General features: G+C 65.6%; 12 protein-coding genes. 1 reads left to right on the plus strand and 11 read right to left on the minus strand.

Going from position 1 to position 12,692, the window contains the following annotated elements; all coding sequences use genetic code 11:
- Positions 1 to 5 precede the first annotated feature (5 nt).
- Positions 6 to 1,211, minus strand: coding sequence for an acetyl-CoA C-acyltransferase (locus ABJO18_RS17485; RefSeq protein WP_348509635.1), 1,206 nt, complete (start codon positions 1,209 to 1,211; stop codon positions 6 to 8).
- A 6-nt stretch (positions 1,212 to 1,217) separates the two neighbouring features.
- A complete protein-coding gene (locus tag ABJO18_RS17490) occupies positions 1,218 to 2,477 on the minus strand; it encodes an acetyl-CoA acetyltransferase (protein ID WP_348509636.1) in 1,260 nt (419 codons plus the stop codon).
- Between the two features lie 508 nt (positions 2,478 to 2,985).
- Here ABJO18_RS17490 and ABJO18_RS17495 point away from each other — a divergent pair.
- Positions 2,986 to 5,301, plus strand: coding sequence for a TonB-dependent receptor (locus tag ABJO18_RS17495; RefSeq protein ID WP_348509637.1), 2,316 nt, complete (start codon positions 2,986 to 2,988; stop codon positions 5,299 to 5,301).
- Positions 5,302 to 5,391: 90 nt separating this feature from the next.
- On the opposite strand, the gene ABJO18_RS17500 is transcribed toward ABJO18_RS17495, so the two are convergent.
- From ABJO18_RS17500 to ABJO18_RS17540, 9 genes are all read right to left on the minus strand, one after another.
- Positions 5,392 to 6,135: an SDR family oxidoreductase gene (locus ABJO18_RS17500; protein WP_348509638.1), complete on the minus strand. Its 744-nt coding sequence runs from the start codon at positions 6,133 to 6,135 to the stop codon at positions 5,392 to 5,394.
- 1 nt (position 6,136) lies between these two features.
- Positions 6,137 to 6,697, minus strand: a complete 561-nt coding sequence (locus ABJO18_RS17505) for a nuclear transport factor 2 family protein (RefSeq protein ID WP_348509639.1) — start codon at positions 6,695 to 6,697, stop codon at positions 6,137 to 6,139.
- Positions 6,694 to 7,158, minus strand: coding sequence for a limonene-1,2-epoxide hydrolase family protein (locus ABJO18_RS17510; RefSeq protein WP_348509640.1), 465 nt, complete (start codon positions 7,156 to 7,158; stop codon positions 6,694 to 6,696). Before ABJO18_RS17510 ends, ABJO18_RS17505 begins: the two co-directional genes overlap by 4 nt.
- Positions 7,155 to 8,228 (minus strand): hypothetical protein, encoded by a 1,074-nt coding sequence (locus tag ABJO18_RS17515; protein ID WP_348509641.1) that lies wholly within the window; start codon positions 8,226 to 8,228, stop codon positions 7,155 to 7,157. Before ABJO18_RS17515 ends, ABJO18_RS17510 begins: the two co-directional genes overlap by 4 nt.
- Positions 8,225 to 9,148: an SDR family NAD(P)-dependent oxidoreductase gene (locus ABJO18_RS17520; RefSeq protein WP_348509642.1), complete on the minus strand. Its 924-nt coding sequence runs from the start codon at positions 9,146 to 9,148 to the stop codon at positions 8,225 to 8,227. Before ABJO18_RS17520 ends, ABJO18_RS17515 begins: the two co-directional genes overlap by 4 nt.
- 63 nt (positions 9,149 to 9,211) lie before the next feature.
- Entirely contained in the window at positions 9,212 to 10,177 is a 966-nt protein-coding gene (locus tag ABJO18_RS17525) for a helix-turn-helix domain-containing protein (protein ID WP_348509643.1), read from the minus strand.
- Positions 10,178 to 10,321: 144 nt separating this feature from the next.
- Positions 10,322 to 11,665, minus strand: a complete 1,344-nt coding sequence (locus ABJO18_RS17530) for an MFS transporter (RefSeq protein WP_348509644.1) — start codon at positions 11,663 to 11,665, stop codon at positions 10,322 to 10,324.
- Entirely contained in the window at positions 11,662 to 12,150 is a 489-nt protein-coding gene (locus ABJO18_RS17535) for a nuclear transport factor 2 family protein (protein ID WP_348509645.1), read from the minus strand. The genes ABJO18_RS17530 and ABJO18_RS17535 overlap by 4 nt, the downstream gene beginning before the upstream one ends.
- A 57-nt stretch (positions 12,151 to 12,207) precedes the next feature.
- Positions 12,208 to 12,636, minus strand: a complete 429-nt coding sequence (locus ABJO18_RS17540) for a nuclear transport factor 2 family protein (RefSeq protein WP_348509646.1) — start codon at positions 12,634 to 12,636, stop codon at positions 12,208 to 12,210.
- Positions 12,637 to 12,692: the final 56 nt, after the last annotated feature.

The following is a 12,692-nucleotide window of genomic DNA, read 5'->3' on the forward strand; positions in this document are numbered from 1 at the left end:
CGCGGCTACACCCGTTCGACCACCATGGCGCTGCCGACGCCCGAACCGCCGTGCACCACAACCAATCCAAGACTGCCCCCTTGGCGCTCCATACCGTCAACAAGCGTGCCCAGCAGGATGGCACCTGAGGCCCCCATCGGGTGCCCCATCGCCAGGTGTCCGCCATCGGGATTGACCCTGTCGGGATCGGGTGCGTATTCGCGCTCGAAGCGGACCGGCGTGGCGGCGAAGGCCTCCATGAACTCGATCCGGTCGAAATCGCCGATCGCGAGCCCGGTCTGCGCGAGAACACTGTCCATCGCGGCGAAGCCGGCGGTGAGTTGCAGCACGGGATCGGCGGTGGCTTCGGCAAAGCCGCGAATCCGCGCGCGCGGGGCGAGGCCGGCGGCCTCGCCAGCCGCCCGTGACCCGATCAGCACCAGTCCGGCGCCGTCGCAGGTCGGCGGGCAGTTGGCCACGGAATGCACGTGCCGGATCGCGTCGAGTTCCGGCCGCGCCGCGAGCATGATGGCGTCGAATCCTTTTGCGCCCATTCCGGCGAAGGCCGGTTCCATCGCGGCGAGGCTTTCTGCCGTTGTGTCGGGGCGGATGCCTTCATCATGGGCGAGGGCGACCGATCCGTCCGCGCGGACGATCGGCACAACGCCCCCCAGATCGCCGCGCGCCCAGGCGGCTGCTGCGCGCTGGTGCGAGCGCAGCGTCACGGCGTCGAGGTCCGCCTTGTCATAGCCGTTCATCGTGGCCATCAGGTCGGCGGACAGGACCACCGGCACATAGCGCAGGCGGGCGGCGGTTTCCGGGTCGTCATAATAGAAAGCGTGGTCGCCCATGAAGGGCACGCGCGACATCATCTCGACACCGCCGGCAATGCGCAGCCGGTCGTCGCCAAGCGCGAGGGCGTCGCTGGCAGACAGGCCGACGGCGGTGAGGCCGGAAACGCAGAAATTGTTGAGTGAAAGCGCCCGCATCTCCGGCGGCAGATTGGCGTGTAGCCGGCTGACCAGCGCGATATGTCCGCCCTGGGCGCCGATCTGGCCGACACAGCCCAGCGTCAGCCCGGCCGCCCGACCGATCGTGTCTTCGCCGGTGCGGGTCCTGAGCGCATCGATCAGCTGGCTGACCAGTTCCTGCGGTGTGAATTCGGCAAGGCCTCCGGTGGCCTTCGACTTGCCGCGCGGCGTCCGCACCGCGTCGTAAACATAGACTTCCATGCCCGATCAGACCCCGATCACCAGACTGACACTGGCGGTCGTCGATCCGCCGACATTATAGGTCGCCGCTGTGCGGGCGCCCTCGACCTGGCAGTCCCCCGCCCGGCCCGAGGTCTGGCGGGCTGCATCCAGTGCCATGCGCACGCCGGTCGCGCCGACGGGATGGCCAAGGCCGATCAGACCGCCCGACGGGTTGAAGGGAAGCTTGCCGCCGGGCGCGATGACGCCGTCCTCGACCGGTTTCCAGGCCTCGCCCGGAGCGGACAGGCCGAAATGCTCGATCGCCATGTATTCGGTGACCGAGAAACAGTCATGGGTTTCAACAAGGTCGAGATCGTCGGGCCCCGACAGGCCTGCCCGGGCGTAGGCATCGGTGATCGCCTTGCGCACCCAGGGGAAGATATAGCCGTCGGTGCCGGCGCTCTCCGCCAGCTTTGACTCAAGCAGAAGCGGCGCCGTGGTGTGGCCCCAGCCTTTCAGTCGCGGAATGTCTTCCAGATCGAGGCCGCGGGCGTCGGCATACTCCCGGGCCACCTCTTCTGAGGCGAGGAAGATCACGGCCGCACCGTCGGTGACCTGGCCGCAATCGCTCTTGCGCATCCAGCCCTCGATCACCGGATTGGCTTCATCGTCCTGGGCAAAGCTGCGCTCGGTAAACTCCCAGTTCCGCGTCTGGGCGTTCGGATTGCGGCGGCCGTTGGCGAAGTTGATCTTCGAGATCTCCGCGAGGTGTTCCGGGTTCAGCCCGTAGCGGCGGTCGTACTCAGCAGCGAGATTGGAGAACATGGCCGGCCAGAGGTAGCGGGCGCCGATGGCCTCGCGTCCGGCCCAGGCCGCGGCGCCAAGATTCTCCGCTGCGGTCTGGCCGGGCACATTGCGCATCATCTCGACGCCGATGACGCCAGCCAGTCCATAGCGGCCGGCCTCGATATCCGCCATGGCCGCCAGGATCGCCATGGAGCCGGAAGCGCAGGCGGCTTCGTGCCGGCTGGTGGGCAGGCCGGCGAAGGCGGGATTGGCGTGGACGGCCATGCCGCCCAGCAGACCCTGGCCGCAGAAGAGTTCCGCCGCGAAATTGCCGACATGGAGCACTTCGACATCGCCGGCATCGATCCGCGCATCCTCGAGCGCGGCCTCGGTCGTCTCGGCGATCATGTCGAACAGGCCCTTGTTCTCGCGCGTCCAGTTGCGCGCGAAATCGCTCTGGGCGCCGCCGAGAATGAAGACGGGCGGGGCGCTGGTCCGGGCGGTCGATCGATAGGTCATGGCGTCCCCTTTTCGGTGTTCTGCGGCTCTGGGCACTCCGGCCGTCAGGCGATGATGGTCTGGTCGGGCAATCTGACAATGAATTAACTTGCGTAGTCAAACCCACTTTATCGATGCTATGGTCGTGGAGCAAGTGGAGAGCTGCGGGCACGGTGCTTGTGGTCTGTGCAAGTCAGTTTGCGGTCGCGATAAAGCCCAGACTGTGTGGCCTGTTGCAGCATCTGTGCAGGGCCATCCGGGGTTTGAATTCGCAAGTCCGTTCCGGGGCGCGGGACGTTCAGCGTGCACGGTCAGACAGCCGATTTTCTGGTTTCAGTGCGCAAGTGCACAAATGCCGAATAATGGCGGCAAGTCCCTTATATATCGCGATTTATCGCCCGGTTCGAAGAATCCGTACTAACTTGCATTGACGAACCTAGCTCGCTGCGTGTAGCGTTCCTTCCGGTGTGACCCTCAAACCAATAGCGCTGGCAAGGCAGCTTCGGGTGCACCGAAGGGGAGGAATACCGTGAATAAGTTCAAACAAATGACGGCACTGGCTCTGATACTCGGCATGACCGGGACAGCCGGTGCTCATGCCCAGAATGCCGAGCCGGAAGAGACCGGATCGGGCCCGCAGCTCGACGTGATCGAGATCACGGCGCAACGCCGTGCGGCAAGCGTCCAGGATTCCGCCATCGCTGTTTCGGCGATCAGCGGGGAAAACCTCGAAAAAGACCGGATCCTCAGCTTCGAGGATCTGGCAGGCAGCGTGACATCGCTGTCCTTCACCGCACTGTCGCCGCTGGACCAGGAATTCAACGTCCGCGGCATCACCAATACCCGTCTCGACTCACCGTCGGCAGACCAGTCGATCGGCATCTTCCTGGACGATGTCTATGTGGGCCGGTCGGGGTTGTTCAATGCCGACATGTACGACATTGAACGGGTCGAGGTCGTGCGCGGCCCCCAGGGCGTGCTTCTGGGACGCAATGTGGTCGGCGGTGCCATCAGCATCGTGACCGCCAGCCCGGAATTCGAGACCAGCGGTGCGCTGTCGGTGTCCCTGGGCAATTACAATGAAACGCTCGTGCGGGGCCATGTGACCGGTCCGATCAACGAGGTGCTTGCAGGCCGGATTTCCTTCTCGTCCCGCGATCGGGGCGGCTTCAATCACGACCTGCTGCATGACCGCGAGCTGGACGATCTGCGCTCCTTGCAGGCCCGGGCTCAGCTGCTGTTCCAGCCGATTGACGGAAATGTGTCGGCTCGCCTGGTCATCGACTATATGGACGACGAGTCGAACGGCTTCCATTCCGTGGCAATCGACGGCCCCGATCCAGCGACGCAGGGCCCGTGGAGCGCCATGCGCGAGCTGATCGGTACCGCCCGCGGCCGGCCGCTCGATATCCGCGAGAGCTTCCCGGAACACCCGATCTATGCGGGTGACACGGTGGAGTCCCCGCAGGCGCTGCGGCGTGAAGCCTGGGGTGTCTCGCTCGACATCGACCGGGATATCGGCGACTTCGCCACCCTGACCAGCATCACCGGCTATCGCCAGGGTCACGCCTACAATCTCTATGACCAGACCGGCATGGGGCCGAACAGCGGCTATGGCATTGTTTCGCCGCTTCTGTTCCGCTTTCCGGTCAATGAGCGCGAAGAGATCAGCCAGTTCACCCAGGAATTCCGGCTTGTCTCCGATCTTGGCGACAGCAATTTCGACTGGATCGTCGGCGCCTACTACCAGCACGACGAAGTCGAGAAGTTCGACCGGTTCTGGGCGGAAGTTCCCTTCCCGGCGCTGGCAACCCTGTCCGGTGAATCGCACTGGGACAACTTCGCGGAAACCACCTCTGCTGCCGTCTTCGGTCAGCTGGGCTACCAGTTCACCGAGAACTTCCGGGTCGTGGCGGGTATCCGCTACACGCGGGATGAAAAGTCCGGCACCGTGTTCGCGCGGGCTGTGGAAGGTGGCGACGCCTTCAACCCGACCGACCAGGTGGCCCTGACGCCGCTCGCCGGCACCTATGTGGAAGGCGATACCTTCTCGGCGAACTACGGCATGGAATGGGAAGAAGTGACGCCGCAGGTGACGGCGGAATACGAGCCCAATGACAATGCCCTGTTCTATCTGACCTGGTCGCGCGGCTATAAGGGCGGCGGGTTCGAAGACGACCCGGCCAACCCGGCGGCCGCCCAGGCCGGCTATGATCCGGAGACGGTCGAGAATATCGAGTTCGGCGCCAAGCTGGACTTCTTCGACCGGCGGGCCCGGCTCAACGTTGCTGCCTTCATGATGGATTATCAGGACCTGCAGGTGACGCAGACCGATGATGGTTGCCTGTGCAACATCACCGACAATGCGGCCGATGCCGAGATCATGGGTATCGAGGCCGAGTTCCAGTTTGCCGCCACCGACCGCCTGATGATGTGGGCGGGCGCCACGGTGCTGGAAACCGAATATGTCGACTTCGTCGACAGCAACGGTCTCGACACGTCCGGCAACACGCTTCAGCGCACGCCGGAGACCCAGTTCAATGTCGGTGCCGAGCTGACGCTCGATGTCGGCACCTGGCGGGACGCGCTCTCCATCCGTGGCAATTACAGCTATCAGGGCGAGATGTTCTGGGCACCGGACAACGCCCAGACGGAAGACGCATACGGCCTGCTCGATGGGCGTGTCACCCTGACGCCGCCGGATCGGGACTGGACCGTCTCGGTGTGGGGCAAGAATCTGACCGACGAGATCTATCGCACCAATATCATCGCCTTCTTCGGCGATGAGGTGTCCCGCCTGGGCGCGCCGCGCACTTACGGGATCGAGCTCTCGACGACCTTCTAGACATGCAAAAGCCCCGGCGCCATGGCGCCGGGGCTGCACTCCCGCCTGAGCCGGCCGTCAATGACGGGCCGGCTCTCTTTTTTGGGCGTCTCAGGTCTTCGGGGCCATCCGGTCGGCCATCGACTTGGCGAGACCGTAGGGGTCGCGGGCCAGATGCGCGCGCACGGCGATGGAATGCGGATCGGTGTCGTGCTCGGCGACGGCGTTTGCGATGGCCCAGAGACCGGCCTTGCCGATATCGCGCGGCTGGGACTTCTTCACCTTCACATGCGCGGCCATCCGGGTGTCGACCGAGCCGACGATCAGGGCCGTCACGCCGACGCCCAGCGGCGCCAATTCGGCGCGCAGGCAGTCCGATGCTGCTCGGGCTGCAAACTTGGACGGGCTGTAGCCGCCCATGTCCGGAACGGCGACGATACCGCCGGCCGACAGCACGTTGATGATGCCGCCGCCCCCGTTCGCGGCGATAACCGGCGCGAAGGCCCGGCTCATCGACAGGACGCCGAAATAATTGACTTCCATCTCGCGCCGGGCCGCATCGGGGTCGTCAGTGCCATAGAGGCGCTGCATCTCGAACGCGCCGGCATTGTTGACCACAAGCGTGACGTCCCGCGCCTTTTGCGCGGCGGCCGCGACCTGCTCGGGCCGGGTCACGTCCAGCTCGACGGGTACAATCCGCGACGGATCCGTTTTTGCGACGTCTTCAGCATCGGCCAGCTTGCGCGCGCCGACATAGACGCGTGCCGCGCCATGGTCGAGCAGCTCTTCGACAAAGCCGAGGCCGATGCCGCGGTTGCCGCCGGTAACGATCGCTGTGCAGCCTTCGATCTTCATGTCAGCTCCAGTCCTGGCTGTAGAGAATGTCGTCGGGTTTCTTGGCGCCGCGCACGAGAGCCGCCGGATCCGGCGCGATCGCACCGCGGCCCCAGCTCTCATGCAGCGGCATTTCGTGGTTCCACTCCCAGGCGAGGCGGCGATGGGCGATTGCCCAGCGGCCGTCGCGGCGCTCGAAGCGGTCGATCACGCGCGCCATGGTGAGGCTGTCGAACGGATCGTCGACGCCGGTATCGCGGCGGGAGAAGGTCATGATGTAGCACTCGGTCAGGGCGCGATCGCCGTCCAGCTCGATCATGATGTTGGTAACGGCGTGGGTCATGCGCGGCGCTTTGGGCAGGACCTTGCGCATCGTGGCCACATACTCCGAAGCCGGGCCCTTGAACGTGCCGCCATGGTCCTCGATGGCGTCGTCGTGATAGGCGGCCGCAATCAGATCGGCATCGCCCCTATCAGCGCCGCGGCAATAGCTGACAAGGACCTCGTAGATCGCCTGTTTGTCGAGGAGCGCGCGGAGCTCGCTCATCATCGCAGCGTCGGCATTTGCGGGAGTGTCGGTCATGTCGGATTCCTCGTCTGGCTGGCCGGCGCAAGCGCGGCCGGTCGCGCGGTCAGCGCGGCTGTGAAATCGGGCAAGGGTGTGCCTGCGGCGCTGCGATCGGCGGAGCCGCGGTCGAAATAGTCGCGCCAGCCGGTGATCAGATCGCCGTCAAATTCGAGAATGCCCATATAGGGAACGACCGCGTGATGACCGTCTGCCGTGTCGAACTCATCGACGCCTTCAACGAACAGGGCGTCCTCGGTCTCGGCGATCCTGAAGATGCGCCAGCGCGGATTGCGAACCTTCGCCTTGTAGGCCTCCAGGAATTCCCGGGCTCCGGTCTTGCCGTGCTTTGGGGGCAGCGAGATCGCGGAATAGTGCCAGACCAGGTCATCACTGAGATGGGCCAGCACGGCGTCGATATCCTGATCGCGACACCAGACATTGATGATGGACTGGAGAATCTCGGTCTTGCGGCTCATTTACGGCCTCCTCCGGCAGCGCCCGGTGCCTGCCAGGCCAGGGTGAGTGGTGTCTGTGAAACGCCGGGTTCTGCGTCAACCGCGTGGCGAAGCGTGTTGAGGACGGCACCGGCAACGCCGAGCATTTCCGGCGTGGTGCGTTCGGTCCAGCCGTCCGGCGGTTCCAGGCCGAAGCTCAGCGCAACACTGGGCGTGCCCTCGACCCGGATCGACCACAGGCCCGGCTCGGCCTCGGCCGGGTCCGGCGGCTCCATGGTCCAGGACACACCGAGTTCGACGCGCACGGCGTCATCGGCCTCCGCCTGCCACAGCCAGTCAATGCGGGCCGCACGTCCAGGTTCGATCCGCCCCGCGGCGATTTCGAGGGCTTCGCGGGCCGGCCGCAGGCTGTGTCCCTTGACGACGCGGTCAGCGGTCCAGCCCAGCCGTTCTGCTACACAGGCGGTCACTTCCTCGAACAGGGCGTTCATCATGCCGGCGGGTGCCCAGTCCGGGGAATTGGGGTCGACGGTGTCGACCTCGGCGCCGAAGCCGATCACGTCGAAGACGTATTCCGGGCTCTTGACGGCGCGGCAGTCGACAATCTCGTGAATGGAGACGCGTTTGACATCGCTGCAGACACCGGTTGCCAGGACAGCCAGTTTTTCCGCGGCAAAACCGGGATTGAGACCGGCGCCCATGAAGGTGGCATTGCCGTCCCGTCCCGCCGCTTCGAACGCGTCCCGGCGGGCCTTGGGCCAATAGTCGGGATTGGTGCCGCCATTGATGCTGACGACATTCTTGCCGGAACGCAGCAGGCGCTGGATGTCTTCGTCATGGCGCTCGAAAGGTGGATCCAGCCGGGCGGCATGGATCACCACATCGGCGTCCAGTTTCAGGATGTCCTCGATATCGCGGGTTGCCGCGACGCCCACCGGGGCCCGGCGCGCGATATCGCCCGCATCGCGGCCGGCCTTGCGCTCGCCATAGACATAAAGTCCGACAAGTTCGGTCTGGGGGCTGTCGATCACCGCCTGCAGGCAGGTCCGTCCCATGGCGCCCGTCGCCCACTGGATCACGCGAAGGGTCATGTGCCGGTCTCCGAATTGTGGCGCGCCATGGTCTTGTAGAGGTCGGCGAAGGCCGGTTCCGCACCGGGGAAACCGCGTGCGGTTTCCAGGCCGGACTGGGTCTCGGCAAAGGCGTCGAACGCGTCGAGCGCCTGTGGCATCGGCCCGCCTTCGGTCTCGACGATCCTGACCTTGCGCAGCCAGCCAGCCCCGCCAAGCCAGATCTCGCCCGTGCGGGTGAGGGCCGGCGAGACCAGCCAGGCCGCTGCGGGGGCGATATGCTCGGGCAGAAGCCGCGGGTCGATCTCGTCCGGCCGGCTCACATCCGCCGTCATCTGGGTGGCCGCATAGGGGCACAGCACGTTCACAAGAATGCCCGGCTTGCGCCATTCGTCGGCCAGGGTCAGCGCGAAGGCATTCATGGCGCCCTTGGAGGCGGCATAGGCCGCCCGGCCGCGCACGCCATAGAGCCCGGCCGAGGACGAGATCATCAGCACGCGCGCAGCAGACGACGCCTCGAGGGCCGGTTGGCATGCGGCGAGGATGTCAGCCGTGGCAAAGAGGTTGGTGTCCATCACAGCGCGGATCGTCGCCGGACCCTCGGGCGAGAACCTGGCGGCCGGTCCGGTGATGCCCGCATTGCAGACGATGATGTCCAGCTGCCCGAACGCATCGAGCGCCGCCTTGGCGAGGCGTTCGCCGGCCTGGGGATCGGTGATGTCGGAGTGTTCGGCGACGGCCTCGCCGCCGGCATCGCGGATCTCCGCTGCGACGGCTGCGGCTTCGTCGGCGCGGCCCGGCTTGAGGCGGTTGTTGACGACGATGCGGGCGCCCTGGCGGGCGAGCTCGCGGGCGAATGCCGCCCCCAGCCCCTTGCCGGCGCCGGTGACGATTGCGACCCGGCCTTCCAGCGGCCGTTGGGAGGGATTTGAAGCTTGCATAAACAAACTATAAAACGATGGTTTTATAGTGCAAGCCAGTTTCGGCGCGGCGACCGATTTTGGTCAGGCGCTGCCGGTGATGTCCGGGGCGCGGCCCGGGCCCTCGGCGATCTCGAAAGTCACCTCTTCCGGCGCCACAGGCTCGCGGCAGTGCGAGCAGACGACGACCGGGGTCAGTTCATGGCCGCAGGGCTTGTGCGTCAGCAGCAGCGGCGGGCCCTCCGGAGAGACGTAATAGGTGTCGCCCCATTGCAGCAGCATCAGCAGGATCGGGTAGTAGTCGATCGCCTTTTCCGTCAGCCGGTACTCATAGCGGTTGGGCCGCGTGGAATAGGGGTGCATCTCCAGCATGCCGATCTGGCAGAGCCAGTTGAGGCGCTCGGACAGGATATTGGTGGCGATCGCGGTGTCTTCGCAGATTTCGTCGAACTTGCGCAGGCCGGTGAAGATCGACCGCAGGACCAGGCTTGCCCAGCGGTCGCCGGTGATCTGGGCGACATGGTCCAGCAGGATGGAGGCGGCCTCGCGGTTCGTCGCCGTGTCGCGGTGGCGGCGCCGGCGCGAATAGGTCGGTGTCATCCAGCCCAGGCCCGGGCCTTCACTCCAGGCCATCTCGCGCGCATGGATCTCGCCGCCGCAATCGCCGCACGCGGGTACGGGCTCGAACTCGTGGCCGCAGCCTGTGTGGCGCAGGGTGATCGAGATCTTGCCCTCGCTGGGGCCCCAACGGCGCTCCCAGCGCAGCATCATCAGTGCGGTCCAGTAAAGCCCGCGGCCCTTCTCGGTCAGCCGGTACTCGAACCGTTTGGGCGAGGTGCTGTAGGGGGTCTTTTCCAGTACGCCGGCCGCCATGAGGCGCTTCAGGCGGTCGGACAGGAGCGGCTTGAGCAGGCCGGTCCGGTTGCGCAGCTCCTCGAACCGGCGCGCGCCGAGCCAGTTTGCTTCCAGGATCAGCAGGATCGAGGTGTCGCCGACGACTTCGAGGGCGCGCCAGATCGAGCAGGTACGAATGAATTTGCGGTCGGACATGTCGTGAGGCGCGATGGGTTCCTGTTGATCTGATGCGGAGCCCGAATCCGCGCTCCGCTTGCGCAGTGATACCTGTTAAGCGCCATGGCCCGTCATCGCAAGGCTGCCGGCCGGTCTGCGACAATCAGACCGGCCGCACAGGCCTCAGACGTCGACCTCCCGCCGGGCATAGCCGGCCGACAGGAAGAAGAGGCCGGTGGCAATCGCAAAGCCGATTGGCGACACGATCGCGATGGCGTAACGCACCCCCTCGTCGAACGGGAAGAAGGTGTCGCCCACCAGCGCGGTGGCGGTCGGTCCGGCGCCCAGCCCGACCAGGTTCACCACGAAGAGGTAGATCGCCGACAGGGTGGCCCGCATCCGGTTGGGTGTGAGCTGCTGAAGCGCGCTCGCGGCGGCGCCGATGGGCACGGCTGCTGCCGAGAAGAAGACCACGAAGGCAACGGCCGACAGCGCGGGCGATCCGGCGAGCGGGAAGATCACGGCAAACACGGTCCCCGCAAGGCCCGCAAAGCCGCAGAAGGCAAGGCGCCCCGCTGCCGTCCCGCCGCCGAAACGGTCTGTCGCCCAGCCGCCGCCCACCAGGCCGATCAGTCCGCCGATGATCAGCGCGCCGCCGGCGAGGTGGCCGGCTGACGCCAGGTCCATGCCGTGCACGCGGATCAGGAAGACCGGGAACCAGGAGACCGCGGCGAACACGGCGAAATTGACCATGCCGACCGCGAAGCACAGGCCCAGAACGGCACCCGCGCGTTTGCGGATAAAGCTCATCACCTCGCGCATCGGCACCGCTTCGCGCACAGTCCCGGCGGCGACGCCGTGACGGGGCGGCTCGGGCAGGATCATGAACAGGCCCGCAATCAGCAGGCCGGGCATCCCGACGATGATGAAGGTTGCCTGCCAGGCGCTGAGTTCGCCGAACAGGGGCAGGGAAATCGACCCCGCATTGGCAACCATCTCGATCACGACGGCGCCGATCAGGAAGGCCAGGCCCGCGCCGACGGCCGACCCCAGACCGTAAACGCCCATGGCAAGGCCGAGGCGTTTCTGCGGAAAGGAATCCGAGATGATCGAATAGGCGGCCGGCGACAGGGTCGCTTCGCCGACGCCCACGCCCATGCGTGCCAGGAAGAGCTGCCAGTAGTGTACGGCCAGACCGCAGGACGCGGTCATCACGCTCCACAGCGCCACACCGGCAGCAACGATGGGCAGGCGCGTCGAGCGGTCGATCAGCCGGCCCAGCGGCAGGCCCATCACGGTGTAGAAGATCGCAAAGGCGAAACCCTGCAGCAGGCTGACCTGCGTGTCCGTCAGGTCGAGGTCGGCCTTGAGGGGCTCGACCAGAAGACCGATGATCATCCGGTCGATGAAGGAGAAGATGTAGGCGATGAAGAGAACGGCCACCATCGCCCAGGCCACGGCCGGCGCGGGGTAACCGTCCTCGCTGGCGGCGGCCCCGCCCGGGCCGCCGGCCGTTGCGTCACTCACCGGGCTTCTGCGTCGAAGTCGGTGTGAATGCCCATGGCTTCGAGAAGCTCGGCGCGGTCATAATATTCCCGCCACTCCTGGATGGAGCCGTCATCATTGATCTCGATGACGCCGACCACCGGTACGGCGCCCGCATGACCGTTATAGACGAACTCGTCGACCCGCTCGATGAAGACGACGTCGCCGACCTGGCCGATATTCCGGACATTCAGCGTGATCTCCTCGATGCCGGCGCCGATATGGCCGATGCGGGCTGCGAGGGCTTCATGGCCCACGATCGGGTCGACCATCATCGAATGCAGCGAACCGTCCTCGGCAAACATCGAGACGACGCGGTCCCAGTCCTGCGTGTTCCAGGCATCGACCATGTCCAGAACGACCTGGACCTTCGGATTGTCAGAGGTCTGCTGCGTGCCGGTGTCGGCAAGCGCGGCCCCGGCAGGCATAGCTACGCTCAGCGCGAGAGCGACGACAAGATTACGCATGAATTCCTCCCATAGGTTTTATTGTGCAAGTCATAAGAGCGGGAGAAATCCGGTGCGTCAAGCAGAACCGGATTCGCCAGCCAGCAGAGGCTCGACCCAGGCCGGCACAGGCTCGCCTGCGCGCGCCGCAGCAATCGCGGCGCTGTCGACATAATCCCGCCAGCGCCAGATGCGGCCGTCGCGGAACTCGAAAACGCCGGCATAGGGGGTGCGGATGCGCACGCCCTCGGCATTCACATAATCATCGACGCCCTCGACCATCAGCAGGTCGCCGGTTTCGCTGTGCCGGGTGATCGACCAGGCGATCTCCGTCTGACCAGCACCGAATTTTTCGAGAAAGCGGCGGATGGCGTCGCGGCCCTCCAGCGGGCGGGAGCCGACATGATAGTGGTAGACAACATCCTCGCAGACAGCGTCCAGCACGGTTTCGATGTCGCCGCGCTTCCAGGCTTCGATGATGCGATGAACGGTGTCGATATGCGCCATTGCGCCGCCCTTCGGTGAGTTGCGAGCGCAGCCTAGTCATTTCAGGTAACGTAATG

This window comes from Maricaulis sp. (genome assembly GCF_039978735.1).
In the GTDB taxonomy this organism is placed as follows: domain Bacteria; phylum Pseudomonadota; class Alphaproteobacteria; order Caulobacterales; family Maricaulaceae; genus Maricaulis.